The organism is Pseudoalteromonas sp. 4NS20-0020, from assembly GCF_057554385.1.
This window is the reverse complement of the sequence record NZ_BAAJMI010000001.1, coordinates 150014-172375: the sequence shown is the minus strand read 5'-3', so window position 1 is coordinate 172375 and position 22362 is coordinate 150014. Positions and strand designations below refer to the sequence as shown.

Sequence of the window (22362 nt, the reverse complement as noted above, 5' to 3'; positions counted from 1 at the left end):
AATTATTTATTTTTAGTGATGAGTGATAGAAGAAATTTTAATAACTTAACCGTGAATCCCGGTAAATACTTAAGTAATAAGCATAAGAAATAGCTTGGGAAATACCTCTCTTTGATCGACCAATCAAGGAAAAGCTGAGCACTTACTAAATTTTCAGATATCGTTTGTCTAATAGCCTGTTTAAAATACACATACCCTAAGCCCTTTGGTTTAAAGTCTATCAATGCATAGATTCCATCTTTATCAAGCGGATCACCTTTATTGTTTAACCTCATTTCATGGCAATGAACTGCGAATTGAGCTAATTTCCTCTGAAGTTGAGTTTTTGCAGGATCTTCACTAACAGAGTTCGGTTGGTTCACGTACCGCGTGTATAGCACTTTATCCAGTAGTGAAAAATCAGCATGTGAGCTCATCCTACACCAAAGGTCAATATCCTGGGCAAACTTAAATAAAATACGATAGCCACCAACTTTATTATATAGAGACTTCCTGAACATCACCTCACCATGATGAAAATAATTTTTATTTAAAAATTTTAATGAGTAATCCCCCTCAAATACCTCGCCTTGAATGTAACTCGTATCTGTACCTACAACTTCGAATCTGGATTTGCAAGCTACTAAACCTATATTTCGTTTCTCATCTAAATACTTAGCTTGCACCTTAATTCTTTCTACATGAGAAATATCACCACTGCCATGGATAGCTATATACTCGCCTTTGGCGATGTCTACTGCATGCCTTATCGCATTGACGAACCCACCATTTTCCAACCTAACTATCCTTACATTATCGTAGGTATCAAATTTACTTAACTCTTTATATGTATTGTCTGTCGATCCATCATCTATCGCAATAATTTCAAAGTGGTTTGCAGATTGATTTAATAGACTTTCCATACTCTCTTTTACTAACTCATATCGGTTGTAAAACACTGTAAGTATTGAGACCTTCACTTGCATAGAGTCACTCATATTTAAAAAGACCTTAAATCGCTAATTTTAATTAATAACAAATCTTTAAAATTCACTTTGAATTCAAATTTAAAAACTAATAACATAGCCAAACCGGCTATGGAATAAGACACACTAGATGCTAATGCAGCCCCTAACTCGTGGTATATTGGTATCAATAAATAATTTAAGACAATATTAATAAATACAGCTAATAAAATAGGCTTTAAACCTTTATGGGGCTTTCCTTTGCCTGCATAGTAAGCATATATAAGCTTGAAGAAAATCATCAACACAGCACCGGGTAGTAGAAAAATGAGAGATTCATAAGCCCCTAAGAAACTTTCACCAAATAGAAAAGTTATAATTAACCGGCCCAAAAGTATTATGAGGGCACATATTATTATAATACCCAGTAAAGTAGCTCTAATTGCAGCGCATAGCTGCTCTATAGTAGCTAAATTATTAGCTGAAATGGAAAAGAGCACTACGATTAATGCCGCTGGTACCAACCATATAATTTCTATCAATTGAGTAGAAACTGTATATAAGCCCAAATTATAATCATTGGACATTATTGATAGCATAATAATGTCGAACTTATAGTTCATAACTACCAAAGCAAAAACAATGCCATAAGAAAAGCTTTTATGGAGCATTTTTTTCACAAATAATAACGAAGGTGTATACTTAAACTTAGTGAGGTAACTCTTAAAAACCTTCAAAGATATTAATGTAAAAACTAAAAAGCTCGATATGTAATAAATACAGAAAACAAGTTCAACATTATTGAAAGAGGTAAAGTATAAAATTACGAGCAAAATGAAAGTAATAAAACTTTGTAATACAACAAATTTATTATATTCTGAAAAGTTGTTATAACCTAAAAATACAGCCCTAAAGCCATTTACAAGCAATATATTTAAGACTAATAATGAGGCAAGGATATATTCGAACTTAAGCTCTTTATTCATCATATAAAAATAAGCGAAAGATATAATTATTCCAACTAAGCCTGCCAACAGAAGATAAGTAAACAAATTCGAAATCACTAATGAGATAGGTTTTTTTATACCAATAAAATATACTGCTGTTTGCCTCATACCAAACTCCGTAAGGCTTGATACTAGATTTGGAATTACTAAAATTGAATAAATGTAACCCCTCCCTTCTGGACCGTATATCCTAGCAATAAGTATTGAAGCTAGAAATAAAAACAGAGTAGATAATTGGTTTGAAAAAAAAACCGCTGTAAACTTTTTAAACAAGTTCATCTGAACCCCGAGAAGAGAAGTAGCTTGATAGAAACAAACCTGCTGACAACGAGAGCCACCATGAATCGTACATACTAAATGATTTTAAAAAGTTAAAGTAAACGTACAAAAACATGAAGAAGAATAATTTACTACTTATATTGAGTTTTCTCTTAAATATCTTAATAAAACCGAAAAAACATAACCATATAAAAAATAGGCTAAAACAAAAACCTATCAACCCTAACTCTGTTAAATAATGAAAGTGGATATTGTGCGGGTAATAATTCTTTTCGCCATATACTTCAAATCCTGTTCTACCAAAGCCAAAACCTGTTAAAACTGTTGTGAAATCGAGCGAGTATAGCAACTGACCGTATGTGTAAGCTCTTTCCCCTACATCCCCATTTGCAAGAGTTTCTAACCTCTTATATAAAGTGCTATCGGTAAATTGACTTGCAAACACATTATAAAAAATAACTACCAATAAAATTATAAACACACCATATACAAATCTTTTAATACTATTAAAGTTAGACATCAAAAATATCAGAGTTACAAACAAGCTTAATACAAATGAACCTCTGCCCATAAACTGCGTCAAAGAAAAGAGAAAAAATAAAGACGATATAAAAGCAGCTGCCTTTAAGTACAAAGGTAATTCATCATCAAAGCTTCGAATAAAAGACATTACTAAACAAGCGCCAATTGGAAGCGTGGCTGTTAGATAGTTCCCTAACTCTGTATACGCAATTGAAAAATCTTTGATAATAAAAAAACAGTAAATAATAGTAAATAAGTAAGCAAACATTTCGAAAGCCACAAGTGACATTTTTTTCAACTTGGAGCTATAAAGCAATACTAAATTTGTTAAAACTAAACTGACAATATTTACTATAAATATTTCAGTAGAGACCTTCTCAAAATAAAACGAAAATAATGCATAGAAAGACATCAAAACTATGAATGTATGAATATAAAGTTTAAGAGCCTTTTCTATGCTATATTTATTTCTTGGAGTAGTTAAACATAAGCTAAAACCCAACCATGTAAATACAAACAAATATATTATGTGTTTAATATACACACTACCTAATATCGAACTTAGAGAAAAAGCACAGAAAAAACTAGCTAAAAGGACACCTAATAAAAACCCTTTATGCTCAGAATAGAGGTTCACTTAATATCACTCAGGCTGAATGATTCACCAGTTTTAGAATAGAAAATAGCTTCAGCATGCATAATAAAACCATATTCTTTGTAACACCTATAGTTAATTAATTTTACTAGCTGAATTACATCCTCAGAAGTAGCACCACCCAAATTTACTATAAAATTAGCATGCAATTCAGAAATCTGTGCGTTTCCAATTTTTGTTCCTTTTAAACCAAGAGATTCAATTATGTATCCTGGGGGACCCTTTTTTTTATAAATTTCTGGAGAACTCATAAAAACAGAACCACAGTTTGGAAGTTTCCTCGGAAACTTAAGCCTTCTCTCTCTCAATATTTCAAGAAGCTTTATCCTATTTTGGTTAGGGCTTATTTCATCTACACGAATGGTACAGGATATAATGACTCTACTATTGTTTTTAAATGGAGAAGCTCTATAAGAAAATTCTGTAGGATCAGCCTCCCAATTAATTATTTTACCATCGCCATTAATATACCTTACGCTAACAAGCCTTTCGGAAATCGACTGTCTTTGACTCCCGCCATTCATCGATACTAAGCCACCTAAGGTAGCAGGTATACCGATACAATGCTCCAAACCTCCCATACCAACTTTTGAGAGTTTTCTCACTAAACCAGGCACCCATACACTAGCACCTACCTCTACTTCTCTACCGCTAATATTTAAATAATCGAACGATCTGCCGAGTTTAATTACCGCATTTTCAAAACCAGAAGTGTCAAATAAAATATTAGTCCCGTTACCTATTACAACATAGCTCTTGCCTAATTTTTTAATTAACTCTAATGTTGCAATTAGTTCATCGATACTTTCTACTTCGTAATAGAAGTCGCAGTTACCGCCAATTTTCCAATATGTTTTATCCGCAAGATATGTCATTTTTATTTTGGCACCTTCACGGTGCCATTCCTGATTTATTTTTGATATTTAACTTTTACACCAAGTAAAGATAGCTTGTATTCTAGGTCGTTATAACCTCGTAATGCCATTGAAACACCTTTTATTACTGAAAGCCCAGATGGAGCGCATAATGCAGCGAGGACAGCAGCCATCGTTCCACGTAAATCAGTAGCTGAAGCATTAGCTGCACTAAATTTAACAGGGCCGTTTGTAGTAATCTTCCCTTGTATTGCTTCAAGTTCTAAGTCTACAAACTTTTGTAACTCCTCAATGTAAGTTATGCGTTCAGGGTATCTATAATCGTGAATTCGTGATTTACCTACAGATTTTAAACCAAGCATTACATAAAATGGCTGCATATCAGAAATAATACCTGGGTGAGTACCACAAGCAACCTCGAATGAGTGCGCATTTCCATCGACCATACATGCTTTATTGATAAATATGCTATCACTGTTTTGAAAGAAATCCACACCAGCATTTTTTAAATACATTAAAGGTATTTGCATTGATTCAAAAGGAATATTCTTAATTAATATCTCACCGCCAGAGATAGCCCCGTAGATTAACCATGTTAATGCTTCAATTCTATCTGGTAGAACATGAAAAGTATGTCCTTTTAAGTAGTCACTTCCTGTTACTTTTATTGAGCTTTGTCCCGTAACCTCAATAGAAACACCACTAGCCCTTAAGAAGCTGATTAGATCTTCGATCTCAGGCGTTATATAAGCATTAGTAAATGTAGATGTACCTTTAGCTATTGCAGCGACTAACAGCGCATTTTCAGTTCCACCTACAGTGGAAATAGGAAATTCATAATCACTTGCTTCAATTGAGTTAGGCGCTGTAATTACTAAACATTCGTCTGTTTCTTCAACATCACAGCCAAAAGCTTCCCAGATAGCAATATGTACATCGTACTTTCTAGCCCCTATATTACACCCTCCAGGGTAGGGGATATTAGCTTTTAGACCCTTTTTAAGCTGCCCAGCTACCAGCAAGTAAGTTGTTCTTATAGGATAGAAGTAATCATCTAGTTCAATAGGCGTATGTTTTGTAGGGTCTATCGTTAAGGTATCATTTTCTGAATAAGTTTTGACGCCGTTCTTGTTTAAAAATCTTTCCTTATGCTTTGAGTCTACTAAATTAGTTGGGTAACCTGTTAGCGTAACAACCTCGTCACATATGGAAGCTGCTGCTAAAAGTCTGGTCGCAGAGTTTTTTGCCCCTGAAACAGTAACAGTGCCATTTGGAACTTGCCCCCCTTCAATCTCAATGATGTCGTTATAAATCGCCATTGTATATTTCCCAAAGTATTAAATTAATAAGGTGCACATTTACACCTATTTACGCAATAAAAATTATATGAAAGTTCAAGAAAAACTATTTGCCAGGCTTGTACTCATAATTGTAATAACCATAATAACCATAAGCATTACTGGCTTTTTTAACTACACCGTTAAATACTAGACCTTTAACATCTATCCCATTTTGCTCAAAACGGTTGCGGGTTAGGTCTATTTCACGCAAGTGGTTTTGGCCAAAACGAGCCACTAGTAATGTGGTGCCGGTATGCGCGCTCACTATAGCTGGGTCGGTTACTGCCAATATTGGTGGGGTATCTATAATTACTATGTCGTAAGCGTTGCTTACTTCTGCAACCAACTTGCTAAAGTTGCTGTGCATTAATAGCTCAGAAGGGTTTGGTGGTATTTGCCCGCGGGTAATTACATTTAAGCCTTCAACTTTAGTTGCTTTGGTTATTTGTGATAAGTTTAAACGGCCCGACAGATAATCACTTAAGCCATCATCCCACTTTAAGCCAAATTGCGTTTGCAAGTAGCCTTTGCGCATATCGGCATCAATAATAAGCACTTTTTTACCGCTTTGTGCAAGTACTGCCGCCAAGTTAACCGATATAAACGATTTACCCACGCCCGGGCTTGGGCCCGATATAGCAATAATGTTGTTTTTAGCTTCCATCATCGCAAAGTGTAAGCTGGTACGTAAGCTACGCAGGGCCTCTATTGAAAGGTCAGCTGGGTTATCGAGCGCCAGTAAGCTTTTTGCTTTACCTGTTTTATTTTTACGCCCTGTAAAGCCGGTTAGTTTATCTTGATAGTCTGAATGGGGTACGCTTGCATATACAGGTATGCCTAGGCCTTCAATTTCGGCTGGGTCTTCTACCCCTTTGTGCATCGTTTTTTGTATAAGTACAATAGCCACTGCAAGCATGCCACCTAGCATAGTCACAAAAACCACTATTAACGCCTTTTTAGGTTTTACCGGCTTACTTGTGTTTACCTCGGCGTAGTCTATTACGCGTACATTACCTACTGTACCGGCGCGCACTATGTCTAGCTCTTGGGTTTTGCTCAGTAGCAACGTATAAATTTGGTTGCTTACTTCAACATCGCGCTTTAAACGTAGTAGCTCTTGTTGGGTTTCGGGTAGGTTACCTACCTCGCCAATTAGCTCATTTTTTTGACTTTCTACTGCTTGTATTTGCTCAATAATACCTTGGTATGCTGGGTGGTCTTTTTTAAATTTACGGCCAAGATCTAAGCGTTTTAGGTTTAGCTCTTGTAGCTTAGTTTCAAGTTTTACAACTTGTTCGAGTACACCTTGGGTCTCAAGCGTTATGTTTATAGACTGGCGTTTTATTTGGTAGTCGTTAAAACGTTGCTCGGCGTATTCAAGTTGTTTTTTAATTTCAGGTAATTGCACTTCTAAAAACTCAAGCGATTTTTGTGCCTCTGCGCTATTGCGCTCTACATTACGGCGTACATAAATAGCGGCCACTTTATCAAGTACTTTCTCGGCGTAGCTTGGTTTAGTGTTTTGTAGGCTTAAATTAATTATGCCTGAGTCTTTACCTTTTTCGCTTGCGCCAATTTCTTTTTGTAAGTCGAGTATTGTATTTAGGCGATCTTGTCGGATAATTAAAAACTCAGTACCTGAGCGCGCATTAAGCTTGCGCACTGTTAGATTGAATTTACCATTAGTAAGCTCTTCACCTACTTTACCCGCCAGTATTTGGTCGCCATCATCATTTAAAAGCGCAACACGGTTACCGTCTTGTGCTACAAGTACAAACTCTTCGTTTATCGCATTACGTGGTACGTCAAACCTAAATATATTTATGCTTTCGCCGCCCCATGCATAGCTGCTTGCACCAAAGCTTGGCTCAGCTAAATCGCCATCGCTTATTGGGGTAAATTTACGGTACGCACGATTACCAATAAATGGGAAGAGCTTAGGCTCAGCTATTATATCAAGCTTAAGTGAATCTACCGCTTCTCCAATAACACTGCGCGATTTTAGTAATTCTATTTCGGTTACCGCTGCCGATGTACTTTCAAACATGCCTGCCATGTCGTCAAACCCGGGGACGGATGCACTGCCGTCTTCCACTTGAATCATGGCCGTGGCTTGGTAAACCGGCGTGCTTAATACCGCATAAACCACACCTATAAACATAAATATTGCTGTTATGCTTGCTATAAAGTATTTGCGGTCGAGTAATGCACCTAGTAGTGCCATTAAATCGATTTCTTGCGTGGGTTGTGCGGTGTTTTTGTTTTTACTTTCAGGCTGGGTATTCATTAAATTAGCCATTCCTTATAAATACTTTTGCCAAGCGCTGCATGCGCTATCGATTAATGTGTAAACGTGCTCAAATGCCTCGGTGCTTTGGCGGTATGGATCAGGTATTTCAGCATTCTTGATCCACTTACCTAATAAAAATGTTTTACCACGTGCTTCTGGGTAACGGGCGTGTACATCGTTTAAATGGCGCTCTTCCATAACCAGTATTACGCTATTTTGCGCAACTAAAGCAGACGACAATTGCCTACCTTGGTGTTCGTCCATATTTACACCATGTGCTTGGGCAATTTGTTTTGCTTTTGCATCGGCCGGTTTACCTTCAAGCGCTGTTAGCCCAGCCGACGACACTTTAATATTTTTACCTTCAAGCTTTTGTTTTAATACATACTCACCAGTAGGGCTGCGGCAAATATTACCGGCACATACAACTAATACAGAATCGAACATTGTTATGCGCCTTAGTTATTTATGTCGTTTAGGTTATCAACAGTCGCTACCGACGGTAACAATAAGCTTATTACGCGGTTCCAACGGGCCAATGGTGCCGATGTTACGTATACAATGTCGTGCGGTTGCAGTTCAAACTGCTCGGCTAATACCATTGCTGTAATATTTTTAGCGTGCAGCTGGTATACATTTGCAATAACACCTGTTTGTTCTACATTGCTTTTACGCAGTACAAACACGCCGTTTGCGTCGGCTGTGGTTTCGTTTAGGCCGCCGGTGTCGCTAAGTGCTTCGGCAAGGTTTAAGCCATATCGGTTTAATACAATAGACCCTGCACGTTTTACGTCGCCCAGTACAAATACTTTTTGTGCATCATTACGCGTTACATGAACTATGTCGCCGTGTTGCAGTAAACGGTTTTGCGAAATGTCACCATGTGAATAAAAGCTGTCCAGCTGTATGGTTTCTGTTTTGTTACCACGGGTAAACGTTACTGTGCGCCAATCAGCTGCTTCTGTTAATCCACCCGCTTGATTTAACGCGTCAATTAGGGTTAATGGTATTTCTGTAACTGGGTATACGCCTGGTTTGTTTACCTCACCGGTTACGTAGGCTTTTTGACTTCTAAATCCCACTACTTTTATGTCTACTTGTGGGTCTTCTATTACGCGGCTAAGGCGTTTAACTAGGTCTTCGCGTACTTCACCAATTGTGCGCCCTGCGGCAGGAATATTTGGTGCATATGCATAGGTAATAGTTCCGTCTTTTTGTACGCGAAAGCCATCAAACTCTGCGGTACGTTGCACTGCAGCCGGTATTGTTAGCTCGGGATGATCCCATACGCCTATGGTTAGTACATCGCCTACACCTAGCTTGTATTCGTAATTGCTTACGTTTACACCTGCGGTATTCGATATTGGCTTTGCAGATGCACGTGCTTGTTTTTGTTGTTTAATTAGCGACGAGTCGATAATTTGAATATTTACTTTTTCGAGATCTTGCTCAAGGTTTTGTGTTTGCTCGCCAGTTTCTATGCCTTCAAAATGGCTGCCTGGCACTATGGTGCAACCGGTAACTGATAGTAATGCGAGTGAGGTGAAGAGTGATTTACAGCTTAACGCCATTGTAGAATCCCAAAATTATTTTAAATATTTTGTTCCTCACCGACCTTGGTGAGTACTTGTATTTTTGTGCGGTAATTAAAGCATGTGAGGGCTTTTCGCGCAAGCCGAAACGCGCTTTTGAATTACTGCTTTATTTTAAATAAGTATTTAAGCTTACTCAATGTTTTATAAAATAAAGGTAGCAAACAGAGCTGGTTTATTTTGTGATTTATTAACCAATATGAACAATCACACCAAAAATTTAATAGCAAAAAGCTTAGTAATACCTGATTAGCAACTGCATGGTTATTTTAAAAAATAACTTACCTGTAAATTGCACAAAGAAGAGCAAATAAGAACTAAATGAGTAACTGCAAAGCGATTAAATAAGGTGAATACAATTTTTATTAAATTAAATCGTTACTATGGAGGACTCTAAAGCGCAGCGCTCTCTTAACCTCTTTGTGAATAACTCACCAATAAATGCACAAAGAGGAGCGAATGAGAACTAAATGAATAACTGCCAAGTAATTAAATCGTTATTTTGGAGAACTCTAAGACGCTACGTCCTCTAGCTCCAGTTTGAAAGCAAAACGATTTTCCTGTTTAGCCCTTCGGGCACGCTTCCGCCCCTAGGTTGCAGTTCCTACTTACTGATGATTTATATATTTTTAATAATTACCGAGCCAATGGGCTAGGTGCCTACAAAACCTTTACCTAAATTCAATATCTGTATTATCCACGCTCATTTCTACCTGCTTATTAAGCAAGTTAATTAACAAAATACTGCGTAGATCGCCGTCAGGCTCTTTGTATATTGCGTCTATATTTTTAAACGAATTATTATTTACACTTACTGCATCGCCTTGTTTAGGTAATTGCGATTCAACAGTATTCGATGTGTGATTATTTAAATGCTCAATTATTGCTAGTGGTACAACTTGGTAATTAGCCCCATACGTTACAAAGCCACCAATACCGCGAGTATTTTTTACAGTAGCAAAAGGCCCATTTTTTGAGTCTAGGCAAACAAATAAGTAATTTGGAAATAAGGCGACTTGTTTGACGGTACGACGACCTTTAACCAGCTTTTCAGTGGTTAATATGGGGTAAAAAGCTTCAATTCCTTGATTATTCAAGTTGGCTTTTGCCCGCTCTTCTTGGCGCGGCTTACACATTACTAAATACCAACTTTCCATGGCAACCTTACTACCTACTAAATTGCAATAAACACAAGATTAAACTAAATCGAGCGCCATTATAGCCAGCGCATAATGCCTATGTAAATAAGCCTGATAAGTTATTGGTTACTTACATAACCAATATTCATTGTTATTGTTTACGTAACAATTACTTAACCAAAGTGAAATTTATGACTACCTTATTGTCACCGCTCACTTTTTATTCGAACAATGTATTGATTTTATATTTTGCAAATTACAAAAATGTTATCTACCTTAGGTAATTAACAAGTTTTTACGAGTAAATGTATATGGATATACTTCACCACGGGGCTGTAAACGGTGTTACAGGCTCATGCCATGAGCTTTTAATTAATGAGCAAACAAGTGTGCTTATTGATTGCGGGTTATTTCAAGGAGAGGACTCAAAAGAAGACTTATCAATAGAATTTGATATTAGCCACGTTACCGCGCTTATTGTTACGCATTGCCATATTGATCATGTTGGCCGAATTCCTTATTTGTTGGCCGCAGGGTTTGAAGGGCCAATATTTACCTCACAAGCTTCAGCAAGTTTGTTGCCGCTAGTAATAGAAGATGCGCTAAAAGTGGGCGTAACACGCGATCCTAAAATTATAAATGCCTGCCTAAAACTACTAAAGCGCCGCACTGTACCTGTAGACTTTAAAACGTGGTTTGATTTGCCATGCAATGGACAGCAAAAGGCTAAAGCACGATTTCAGCGAGCTGGGCACATTTTAGGTTCAGCCTATGTTGAAATTGACATTAAAACTCATAAGCAAAGCACTAAACCAAATAGCACTCACCGCGTTGTATTTTCGGGTGACTTAGGCGCACCCTATACGCCCTTACTCCCCTCGCCTATAGCGCCTTATAAAGCCGACACTTTAGTGATTGAATCTACCTATGGTGATAAAAACCATCAAGGGCGTAAACAGCGTACCCAAACACTTAAAAAAGTAATAGAGCGCGCGGTTGCCGATAATGGCGTGGTGCTAGTACCTGCATTTAGTATTGGCCGAACCCAAGAGCTTCTTTATGAACTAGAACAACTTATACATAGCTCTGGTAAGCATTCTAAATGGCGAGATATTCACGTAATACTCGACTCCCCCATGGCGGCAAACTTTACTGCTCAATATAGAAAGTTTAAACACTTATGGGATAGCGAAGCAAAACAAAAAGTAGCCAAAGGCCGTCACCCTCTTGATTTTAAAAACCTAACCACTGTTGATTCGCACAAAGAGCATATGACCATTATTAATTACTTAAGTACGCGCCAAACGCCTGCTATTATTTTAGCCGCCAGCGGTATGTGTACCGGAGGCCGAATAGTTAATTACCTAGAGCGATTTTTAGGTGATGCAACCGCCGATGTTTTATTTGTGGGCTACCAAGGGAGAGGCACGCTAGGCCGCGATATTCAACAATACGGCCCACGTAATGGTTATGTATTCATAAACAATACACGCGTTTCCATTAATGCCAAAGTACACACCATTAGCGGCTACAGTGCGCATGCCGATCAAAACGGGTTAATTAAGTTTGTAACGGGTATGCGTAAAAAGCCAAGCCATATAAAAATTGTGCATGGCGATGATGATGCAAAAGCTGCATTGGCAAATAAGTATAAAGAGATTTTGGGGGAAAGCGTTAAAGTTGAGATAGGAAGTTAGCTTTTAACGCGCCAGCAAGCAAGGCGCCTACATGGCGTTAAACCTTAATATTTATGGTTTGTCATACCTTTGTAGGCGTGAAGCTTGCTCACGCGAATTACTAGACCTAAAACACCAACAATCGTCTTAATAAAGCTACTCAAGAACTACTTATGTTAGGCAAAACGGTTACATTTGATTGGCTAGTTTGTTTTTCTTTCCAGTTAAGATCGCAAATACCATCCGTAGGTGAAAACGCTGTGGGTGCTTGTAAAAGTAGCTTACGAATTTGAGGATGGTCAGATTCGTCACATGCAATTTTTAGGTTCGCTAAAAAGGTATCTAATTCAGTCCATGGCATTTTTATTTCATGGGCACTTAATATTCTTGGGTGATCTGTACCAGTAACGTTATCGCCAATTAACAACTCTTCGTATAACTTTTCACCTGGGCGCAAACCAGTACATTTAATTTCTATATCGCCATTTGGTCGTTTTTCATGCTTAACTTCAAGCCCTGACAAGTGCACCATTTTTGTTGCAAGGTCTTTAATTTTTACAGGCTCCCCCATATCAAGCACAAACACATCACCACCGACACCCATTGCACCCGCTTGGATAACAAGCTGAGCAGCCTCTGGTATGGTCATAAAGTATCGAGTTATGTCTTGATGGGTTAATGTTATTGGGCCACCTGCTTTTATTTGTTTTCTAAAAAGCGGCACAACCGAACCCGATGATCCTAAAACGTTACCAAATCGAACCATGGTAAAGCGCGTGGTGTCTTGTACCTCTGAAAGGCCTTGTAAAACAAGTTCGGCCATACGCTTAGTTGTTCCCATTATATTTGTTGGGCGAACAGCCTTATCGGTAGACACTAAAACAAATGTTTCTACATTGGTAAAAATGGCTGCGGTTGCTACGTTATAGGTTCCGTAAACATTGTTGCGAACACCTTCAACTACATTATGCTCTACCAGTGGAACATGCTTATAAGCTGCTGCGTGGTATACAGTTTGAATACTAAATGTAGAAAATGTAGATTCAACAAGCTTTTTATTTTGTATAGAGCCGAGTATAGGTAACACTTCAATATTTAGGTTGTTGGCAACGCAATATTCTGAAAGCTCTTTTTCAATAGCGTATAAAGCAAACTCAGAAAGCTCAAATAAAACAATTTTTGCTGGATTATTTTTTATTATTTGCCTACACAGCTCTGACCCTATTGAGCCACCTGCACCAGTAACCATAACGGCTTTATTGGTAATATTTGATGACATTAAATCTTGTCTTGGTTTAACTGACTCTCTTCCAAGTAGGTCATCAATTTCTACATCCTTAATTGCATCAACGCTTGTAGTGCCCGACACTATATCGGCCATTCCAGGTATGGTCATAACTTGTAGTTTAAATTTCTCGATTGAATTTAAAACTTCTTTACGGCGGCTTCTTGAAGTGCTTGGTAGAGCAAGTAAAATTTTATTAGCTGATTTTTGCTGTGCAACTTCAGCTATTTGTGTAGGTGAGTAAACACATAGCCCCTGAATTACAGATAGATGTTTTTTAGCGTCATCATCAATAAATGCAACAGGTGAGTATTCTGGCCCACTAGCAAGCGCAGTAGCTAATTGCCGACCTGCTGAACCTGCTCCATATATAATTACACCTTCTTTGCGGCGCATAGTGATTTGCCCTACAATGGCACGCACTGTTAACCTTGACCCACCAACAAATAAAATGCAAAAACTAGCGTATATAAATGGCACTGTACGTGGTACAGCGGCACTTAAAAAGAATGACAAAACAGTTAAATAGAATGTAGATAGCACGACGCCAGCCGCAATAGCCCACATAGCTTGTGTATTCAAATAACGTAATACAGCTCTGTATAATCCTAGCTTTACAAAACTAAATAAACTCAGTGGTAGTAGCGAGACTAGTAATAACCATGTATGTGTATTTTTTAAAACAACTGTACTATCAAGCCTAAGCAAAAAAGAAAGCCAAAAAGCTACTATTATAAATACGCTGTCGATAAGGAGAGAAATAATTCTTTTTTGGGGGCGCGGTAAACTAACTAAAAACTTTAAAAACACAATACATTTCCCTGAAGTCAGCAATCTTGTTGCTATTCTATTGGCTACAATTTTACTACAAGATGAACAACCATTGCACTTAATAAATAAAGACTATATGTAATATTTTATATAGTCTTTATGTATTTGGTTATTTTTTGTAAGTAAACGTTATTGCTTTGTGTATTTTACTTTAAGGAAGCAGAGGCAAATACCTCTTTAACTACTTTTATTGTTTTTTCCATATCACTTTCGGTTAATGTAGGGTGCACCAAGAACATTATTGAAGTATCACCTAACTCTACAGCATGAGGTAAGCGTTTTTTAGGTCTCCATGGGGTATTATCAAATGCTTTTTCAAGGTAAACCTCTGAACAACTCCCCTGAAAGCAGGGTACACCACATTTCACAATTTCGTTTACTATACGATCGCGATTCCAGCCATCAGCTAAATACTCAGGTTTTATAAACATATAATGCTTATATTCAGCGTGCTGTATGTACTTTGGAATGTTAACCAACCTTACACAATCAAAATTTCTGACCGCTTTGTCTAACTGTGCAGCATGTACTTGGCGTTTTGCAGTCCAATCATCCATTCGTTTTAATTGTATACGGCCAATAGTAGCTTGCATTTCTGTCATTCGCCAATTAGTGCCAAAACTCTCATGTAACCACCTAAAACCGGGAGGGTGCTCTCTGTTATAAATAGCATCAAAGCTTTTACCGTGGTCTTTATAACTCCACATAGTTGACCACAACTCTTTAGAGTTAGTCGTTACCATGCCGCCCTCACCGCCGGTGGTCATAATTTTATCTTGGCAAAAGCTCCATGCGCCTATGTGACCTATACTTCCTACAGAGCGGCCTTTGTACTTAGCGCCATGCGCTTGTGCACAGTCTTCAATTACATAAAAACCATATTCTTTGCTGAGCGCCATTATTTCGTCCATTTCGGCTGGCATACCCGCTAAATGAACAACAATTACTGCTTTAGTTTTTGGCGTTAATACTGCTTTTATAGATTCGGTAGTAATAGCCTGGCTATTTAAGTCAACATCAGCAAAAACAGGAGCGGCGCCAGATGTAACAATACTTGAAGCAGACGCTAAAAAAGTGCGTGGCGTAGTTATTACTTCATCACCAACGCCTATGTTTAATGCTTTTAAAGCAATGTCGAGTGCTAGTGTGCCATTTCCCAAGGCTATGGCATATTCACTATCAGCCCATGTTGCAAATTCTTTTTCAAATTCACGCCCTTCAGTGCCCGTCCAATAGTTCACCTTATTAGATAAAATAACACGGCTAACTGCATCGGCTTCTTCTTGTGTAAAGCTAGGCCATGGGGAAAATGGGGTATTTAACATTGAATTCCTATAAAATTTAAAAGGCTTAAGTATTTTCTGAGACTTTAATGCAAGGGGACCCGTAAGCAATTACACCCGATGGGATATCTTTGACAGCCAAACTACCTGCACCAATTAATGTATTATCACCAATATGAATGAGTTGTTTTACTTTACTACCAAGACCTACCCAACTAGCTTGACCAACATTGACACCTCCTGCTAACGATGTGCCTGGACAGATATGCGTAAAGTCACCTATTTTACAATCATGCTCAATTATGGCTGAAGTATTAATTATACAGCCACGGCCTACTACTGAAAAGGCGTTAATAACAGCGTTAGCTGCTATGACAGACCCTAAATCTATTTGAGCATATTTACTTATAACAGCAGTTGGGTGAATAAGCACAGGAAGCATGTAGCCTTTTTGGACTAACGTTTCTATTTTTACTTTTCGGGTAATGTTGTGGCCTATAGCAACAGCCACGCTTACCTGGTTATTTGGTACATTAAGCAGGTCTGAAAATGTACCTATAACAGGCCAATGCTCTATATTTTTTTTATCAGGAAATGCATCATCATAAAAACTAACACTAAAGCCTAGTTGCTCCGCAATATCAGCTATTACTTTACCGTGGCCACTAGCCCCTATAATAGCCAGCGTTTTTAAAGCAAGTTTAGTCATTGTTAGAACCTTTAAAAGGCTCAATAGTTACGTGTCCATCAGCACTTATACCTTCACGCACAAATACTTTTTTTACCGTTAACAGTAATATTTTAATATCTAACCAAAAACTTTGGTTGTCTACGTACCAAACATCAAGCTTGAACTTTTCATCCCAGCTAATTGCATTGCGCCCATTTACTTGTGCCCAACCAGTGATACCTGGGCGTACATTATGGCGGCGTGCTTGCTCGTTACTATATAGCGGTAAGTATTGCACGAGTAGAGGCCTTGGCCCTACTAAGCTCATGTCGCCTTTTAATACATTAAATAAACCGGGGAGTTCATCTAAACTAGTCGAACGTAAAAAAGCACCAAACGGTGTCATCCGCTCATCATCTGGTAATAAGTTACCATGCTTATCTTTACCATCAAGCATGGTTCTAAACTTCATCATTTTAAATACTTTACCGTTTAAACCAGGGCGGTCTTGTGTAAATAAAATGGGTGAGCCCAATTTAGTGCGAATTAATATACCTACAATAATAATAATGGGTAGCAACATAACAAAGGCACTCAATGCCACTATAAAATCAAATAAGCGTTTCATGATTTAACCAACTGTTCATAAAAGTTTTCTAGCGTTTTTAAATAGGTATTTCTTTCGAATCTTTCAACAATTCTTGTTCTTGCATTACAAGCCATCAGACTTAATGAGGGTGTAGAGGTATTAATAGCATTTTGCATTGCTTTAGCTAAGCTATCTTCATTTCTAGGCTCAACTAACCACCCATTAAAATCAGGAGTTATTATCTCATTACAACCATTAATATTTGTTGCAATAACTGGCAATGACATTGCACCGGCCTGTAATACGACATTAGGAAAACCTTCTCGATAGCTTGAAAGAACCAATACATCACTAGCTATAAGTGCCGGACGAATATCTGAATGAAACCCTAGCATATGAATTCTTGAATGGTTTTTAATTATAGCCATAATATCAGGCTGTATAGGTGCTGTATCATCAATATCACCAACTAGTAGCAAGTGATTTTTTTCTGTTTGCAATAAAAAAGCGTTAACAAGCTCTTTTATTCCTTTATCTATATTTAAGCGCCCTACAAATGTAAAAACAAAGTGTTCAACAGGAATAGATAATTCACTTTTTAGATTAGTATTGATGCTATTGTTATTTATATTAAAATATTCAATATCAATGCCTGCTATATTGCCATTGCCAATTAATTTTAGCTGTTTTGATGTGATTTTATAACTTAATAGATCGCGCTTAACTCCTTCTCCTTCTGGTACTATGTGAGTAGCTGATTTACATATAATTCTATCTATAAAAATTAATAAGCTTTTTTTAAAACCAGTTTGAGTCGGAAAAATAAGACCGGTAAACGTATGTATTTTAATTTTTACAAAACATAGTCTTGCAGCTAGCATGGCGATCAATCCTGCTTTTGGGGTATACGAATGCACTATATCTGGTTTGTGAATTAGAAATAATTTGATCATAAAAAATAATGAAATAAAGTCTCTAAATACATTTATGCCTCGGCTCATTAGCACTGGATGTACTGAAACCCCCTCATTCTTAGCTACTCGCTTTAAAGCAGTTGCAGGAGAGCTTACAACAGATACATCAAATGTATTATTTAAAAATTTAGGCTGGTTTTTTAAAATAGTGTCTAGAGTTTCAGGTACAGTCGTGACTATAAATAATGTCTTTTTTTTCATAAGGCTTAAGAGTTCCAGATCTCATTATATTTACTTACCATGGTTTCTATCTTGAAGTTATTTTCTATTCGCTCTCGCGCTTCGAGCTGCCTTGTTTCCCAAGCACCTTTTGAATGGGCTTTCATATTTATAGCTTCAACTATTTTACTTGCTAAATCTTGAGAGTTTTGCGGTTTAGCCACCCATCCAGTGTCACCAACAATATGTACAGCATCTCCAACATCTGTGGTTACGCATGGAGTACCACACGCCATAGCCTCATTTAATACATTTGGGAATGCTTCGCTTGAACTTGATAAGAGGTGTATGTCAAGCCCGTTCATTATGTGTGGTATGTCACTTCTTTTGCCTGCCAAAATAACATTGTCGAGTACGTTATTTTGTTGTAACCACACCATTAGTTGTTGGTTGCTGTCACACATATCTAAACCAACTAATAAACATGAAAAATTAATTTTTTGTTGCTTTACTAGGCCTAAAGCTTTTATTAAATTTTCGTGATCTTTGAATGGATGAAAACGACTCACCATTCCTATAAAAACAGTGCTATTTGAAATACTAAACTCTTTTTTAATTAGTTCTTTAGCACTATTGTCAGCTTTAAAAGCATTAAGATCATAACCATTGTAAACCACATTAAGCTTTGCTTCACAATAGCCAATTCCTTTATTAGCTTCTGCAGCTTTATCGGCACAACAAATAATTTTTTTAGGTACGAAGTAACTTAAATACCCGCATAACTTCGCAACTAATATCGTGGACTTTTTAGCAGCACCTGGGGTTAAGTCTGATTGATGCAGCCCCCATGTTATATTTTTTATACCCGCACTACGAGCCACTAGCCCACCTATGAGGTCAGCATGATACATCCATGTTTGTACTGCATCTGGTTCAATACTTTTAATCAGTTTATATAACTTTAATAGGCCGCTAAATGTAAAACGCCCTAATGGCATATCTAATGAATACGCAGTAACACCTTGTTGCTGCAATAACGGACCATATTTTGATAAGCCCATTAATGAAATAACCGTATGGGTATTTTTTGTATCGGTTGTACATAAGCGATATAAAACAGCCTCTGCACCACCGTCAGCTAACCCTGTAATAATGTGTAATACTTTCAATTAAAATACCTTTAAACAATAATCAGCTAACAAACCAGCCTAAACCCTCAAGCCTGAAATGTAGACTCCACACCAAAAAGAAATATAAACAGAAAACCAATTGAAAAATACGCTTGTATTTTACTTTAAAACGAAGAGAAGCTAATAACACTAGCAATACAACACTTTCAAATATTCTTGCTGTAACAGGTAATAAAAAATAAGTTGAAAGGTATAAAATTAGAAAGAATATTATTTGTGTGTTGTATCTTAAAAAGACTTTGCCTTGCATAACAAATAACATGAAAACAAAGCTCCAATAAATAAAGCCTAATCCACTTGCGCTTTGCGATGCTCCGTTACTATACTCTGCTCCCTGCCTCGCACCAATAAACTGTGCTAAGTAAAGCCCCATAACTCCAACTACGACCCCAACAAATACATAAAGTATACTTCTGATCCCGTGAGAAAGCTTTAAGTGCATTAAAAAGCCAACACCCAAAAGACCTAATGAGATGATTATGAATGATGAGTGTATGAGTGCAGCACAGACATAAAAAAAATACTTTACTTTCTTTGAAGCGCTAAACCACCCAATTAAAAAGATTGCTACCCCAAAACCTTGTCGTAAATGAATTAAGTTATTTTTTAGAACCAAAGGTAACAATAAAAATAGCATCACCATATAAAAATACTTTCTATTGGTGTTTTTTAGAACCAAGTAAAATGTAGTAAATGTAGAAAATGCAATTATTGCTCTTATAATATTTTCTGGCGAAATGACAAACGAAAGTAGTGAGTTAATAACCAACCACAGAGGCTCATTGACTAGTAGCGGTAACACACCTGATGAAATATTTTTGACTAATAATATTGGAGAGCTTTCTGGATATAGTAAATAGCTTGCTCTATCAACCAACCCATCTACAGGTAACGCTGTTAAAAATACACAAAAAAATAATGCTATAAAAAAACTGAGTAATTTATACGATTCTGGATTTTTCCTAAAAGAGCGATCATAAAAATTATATTTTTTGATATTAGAACTCATTTAACAAAGCTTCCCAACTTTGGATTATATTTTTAACTTTATATACCTCTGATGATTTTAAAACGTTATCGCCATTCAAAGGAGACGTAAGCGCTTTATCTAAATAATCCTCCAGGCTAGTTATATTTTGATACTCAACCAGATAGCCATTATTGCCTTGTTTTATTATTTCGCTTGGACCACTTTTACAATTAAATGCAACGACAGGTGTGCCTAGGGAAATAGACTCAACTAAAGTGTTGGGGAAGCCTTCGTACAAAGAGGTTAGTAGTGTTAACTTAGCATGTAAATAATAAGGGATTACGTTATTCTGAAAGCCTTCAAAATCGACTTTTTCACTCAAATTAAAGTCAGTAACAAGTTTCTTTAATTTCTGCTCTAAACTACCTTGACCAACTATTTTAAGCCTTAAACTAGGGTGATTTTTTGATACGACAGAAAAAGCCTGAATCGCAAAATGAAATGCTTTTTGATCTTCGAGCCTACCCACACATAAAATATAATCGCCTTTAAACACTTCGTTTGGCTTTATATTAACAGCTTCATTTTCGACTATTGTGTTTACGGGATTATATATAACACTTGTTTTATTTTTCAATTTTGGAAACACTGATAACAAATCAGTTCTCATGCCTTCACACTGATTAACAATATGATCAGATTTTTTGTAAACTTTCATGAGTAAGAAAGAGAACACAGAAGTACGAAAGCTTCTTTTAACACTTTTTGAATTTTCAGAAAGGGAGTTTATATTCCTACTTATAATTTTTACATTAATCCTCATAAACAGCTTGATCAATAACAATATAAGGCTAAGTTCATAATTAAAAACAACTACCTTAGCTGGTTTATGTATTTTTAGATAATTGTATATAGGCAAAATAGAACTACGTGCATTTGGTAAATCTAATACAACTAAGTTGACCTTTTTACTTAATCGAGTCTGATAAGCAGCATCTTTCAATGTAAGTATTACAAGCGTTACATCCCAACCTGCTTCAGCTAAGCCACTTGCAATAGTTACACATACACCTTCAGCACCACCGCCAGCAAGGGAGCTAACAAACAATGTTACTTTATTTTCTTTCATAACATTAAGTCCTAGGATCTTGCTGCCATAAGTCACCTAACCACTTATCATAAGCATAAGAGTTAAAACCTGCATCTCCCGATTCGTGAGCAAAAGTAAGCTCACCAAAATATATCTTTCCATCTATGTTATAGAAATCAACGCGGGCATAACTGAAATCTTTAGCTAAAGTTTTAGCAAGCTCTAGCATGGTATCAAAGTTTTTTGGCCTTTCTATTTTGGTAATAATCGACGGGTATATACTCGTCATAGGAATCCAGTTTAGCTTCTCATCAAAAAAAGAACGATGATGTGCTTCATCTCTGTCAAAATCGATATGTAAAATAGTTTTCACATCACCATTAGACTGCTTAAAAACATGAAACTTATAGTCTCTTAAACTGGACTCACCAAGGTGAGGGTATAATCGCTTTTCTACTAATATGCATGGTGATATTTCACTATACCATGGCTCACTTTTCAGTTTTCCATAATCAACTTCTAACTGTTGATTAACATCATCACAGGCGAGTTTAATCTCTTCATCGCTGCTAGACTCTGTTAACAGGTAAACTGGCCCAGAGTTATGATTTGCTTTGAGTAGCACATCGCCTTTTTCAAGGATAAGGCTTTTTAAAGTAATAAAGTCAATATTTCTACCGGAGTAATAAGTTTCTATGACTATTTCAGAGAACCCTTTTTCAGCAACCCACTTTTTAACAGCAAGCTTATCCGAACATACAGAAAATAGCGGATTAGAAGGGTTACTCTTTCTAATATGAACTTTTTCATTAAATGTTTTTGGGTTTATAGCTGTTAATAAATACCCATTTTTTTTATAGAAACTGATGTAAAACCAACATCTACGCAAAAAATTGGAATTTTTATAAAGATAGCTTCTGATATTTCTAATATAACTCACACTAAAAACCTTTAATTAATTTTTACATTATTCTTTACTTAAAATAGGGCAAATTTATAATC

The 22362-nt window shown here is 36.8% G+C and carries 19 protein-coding genes; 1 reads left to right on the top strand and 18 read right to left on the bottom strand.

The features are described 5' to 3' along the window. Window positions 1-2 precede the first annotated feature (2 nt). From AC27JL_RS00685 to rfaH, 9 genes are all read right to left on the bottom strand, one after another. The gene (locus tag AC27JL_RS00685) at window positions 3-977 is read right to left on the bottom strand and encodes a glycosyltransferase (protein ID WP_487194566.1); all 975 of its coding nucleotides are present in this window, start codon (window positions 975-977) and stop codon (window positions 3-5) included. A gap of 2 nt (window positions 978-979) precedes the next feature. Next, complete coding sequence (locus AC27JL_RS00680) at window positions 980-2230, bottom strand: oligosaccharide flippase family protein (RefSeq protein WP_487194565.1); 1251 nt, start codon at window positions 2228-2230, stop codon at window positions 980-982. After that, complete coding sequence (locus AC27JL_RS00675) at window positions 2217-3041, bottom strand: O-antigen ligase family protein (RefSeq protein ID WP_487194564.1); 825 nt, start codon at window positions 3039-3041, stop codon at window positions 2217-2219. Before AC27JL_RS00675 ends, AC27JL_RS00680 begins: the two co-directional genes overlap by 14 nt. Window positions 3042-3385: 344 nt before the next feature. Then, a complete protein-coding gene (gene murB / locus AC27JL_RS00670) occupies window positions 3386-4282 on the bottom strand; it encodes a UDP-N-acetylmuramate dehydrogenase (protein ID WP_487194563.1) in 897 nt (298 codons plus the stop codon). Window positions 4283-4317: 35 nt separating this feature from the next. Next, window positions 4318-5601: a UDP-N-acetylglucosamine 1-carboxyvinyltransferase gene (locus AC27JL_RS00665; protein WP_487194562.1), complete on the bottom strand. Its 1284-nt coding sequence runs from the start codon at window positions 5599-5601 to the stop codon at window positions 4318-4320. An 85-nt stretch (window positions 5602-5686) separates the two neighbouring features. Then, the gene (locus AC27JL_RS00660) at window positions 5687-7909 is read right to left on the bottom strand and encodes a polysaccharide biosynthesis tyrosine autokinase (protein ID WP_487194561.1); all 2223 of its coding nucleotides are present in this window, start codon (window positions 7907-7909) and stop codon (window positions 5687-5689) included. 15 nt (window positions 7910-7924) lie between these two features. Continuing rightward, window positions 7925-8359, bottom strand: coding sequence for a low molecular weight protein-tyrosine-phosphatase (locus AC27JL_RS00655; protein WP_487194560.1), 435 nt, complete (start codon window positions 8357-8359; stop codon window positions 7925-7927). Window positions 8360-8370: 11 nt separating this feature from the next. Beyond that, entirely contained in the window at window positions 8371-9483 is a 1113-nt protein-coding gene (locus AC27JL_RS00650; protein WP_487194559.1) for a polysaccharide export protein, read from the bottom strand. Window positions 9484-10175: 692 nt separating this feature from the next. After that, window positions 10176-10661: a transcription/translation regulatory transformer protein RfaH gene (rfaH, locus tag AC27JL_RS00645; RefSeq protein ID WP_487194558.1), complete on the bottom strand. Its 486-nt coding sequence runs from the start codon at window positions 10659-10661 to the stop codon at window positions 10176-10178. A 293-nt stretch (window positions 10662-10954) separates the two neighbouring features. Between rfaH and AC27JL_RS00640 the strand changes: the two genes are divergently transcribed. After that, the gene (locus tag AC27JL_RS00640; RefSeq protein WP_487194557.1) at window positions 10955-12340 is read left to right on the top strand and encodes an MBL fold metallo-hydrolase RNA specificity domain-containing protein; all 1386 of its coding nucleotides are present in this window, start codon (window positions 10955-10957) and stop codon (window positions 12338-12340) included. A gap of 139 nt (window positions 12341-12479) precedes the next feature. Here the strand turns inward: AC27JL_RS00640 and AC27JL_RS00635 are convergent, their stop codons facing one another. From AC27JL_RS00635 to AC27JL_RS00595, 9 genes are all read right to left on the bottom strand, one after another. Beyond that, window positions 12480-14414, bottom strand: a complete 1935-nt coding sequence (locus tag AC27JL_RS00635) for a polysaccharide biosynthesis protein (protein WP_487194556.1) — start codon at window positions 14412-14414, stop codon at window positions 12480-12482. Between the two features lie 167 nt (window positions 14415-14581). Next, a complete protein-coding gene (locus AC27JL_RS00630) occupies window positions 14582-15760 on the bottom strand; it encodes a DegT/DnrJ/EryC1/StrS family aminotransferase (RefSeq protein WP_487194555.1) in 1179 nt (392 codons plus the stop codon). 25 nt (window positions 15761-15785) lie between these two features. Next, the gene (locus tag AC27JL_RS00625) at window positions 15786-16427 is read right to left on the bottom strand and encodes an acetyltransferase (RefSeq protein ID WP_475604701.1); all 642 of its coding nucleotides are present in this window, start codon (window positions 16425-16427) and stop codon (window positions 15786-15788) included. Further along, window positions 16420-17016, bottom strand: a complete 597-nt coding sequence (locus tag AC27JL_RS00620) for a sugar transferase (RefSeq protein ID WP_475604700.1) — start codon at window positions 17014-17016, stop codon at window positions 16420-16422. The genes AC27JL_RS00625 and AC27JL_RS00620 overlap by 8 nt, the downstream gene beginning before the upstream one ends. Then, a complete protein-coding gene (locus tag AC27JL_RS00615) occupies window positions 17013-18152 on the bottom strand; it encodes a glycosyltransferase family 4 protein (protein ID WP_487194554.1) in 1140 nt (379 codons plus the stop codon). The genes AC27JL_RS00620 and AC27JL_RS00615 overlap by 4 nt, the downstream gene beginning before the upstream one ends. 5 nt (window positions 18153-18157) lie before the next feature. Further along, window positions 18158-19279 (bottom strand): glycosyltransferase, encoded by a 1122-nt coding sequence (locus AC27JL_RS00610; RefSeq protein ID WP_487194553.1) that lies wholly within the window; start codon window positions 19277-19279, stop codon window positions 18158-18160. Between the two features lie 22 nt (window positions 19280-19301). Beyond that, window positions 19302-20309: an EpsG family protein gene (locus tag AC27JL_RS00605; protein WP_487194552.1), complete on the bottom strand. Its 1008-nt coding sequence runs from the start codon at window positions 20307-20309 to the stop codon at window positions 19302-19304. After that, window positions 20299-21399 carry a glycosyltransferase gene (locus tag AC27JL_RS00600; protein ID WP_487194551.1) on the bottom strand — a complete coding sequence of 367 codons (1101 nt, stop codon included), beginning with the start codon at window positions 21397-21399 and terminating at the stop codon, window positions 20299-20301. The genes AC27JL_RS00605 and AC27JL_RS00600 overlap by 11 nt, the downstream gene beginning before the upstream one ends. 4 nt (window positions 21400-21403) lie before the next feature. Next, complete coding sequence (locus tag AC27JL_RS00595) at window positions 21404-22300, bottom strand: ATP-grasp fold amidoligase family protein (protein ID WP_487194550.1); 897 nt, start codon at window positions 22298-22300, stop codon at window positions 21404-21406. Window positions 22301-22362 lie beyond the last annotated feature (62 nt).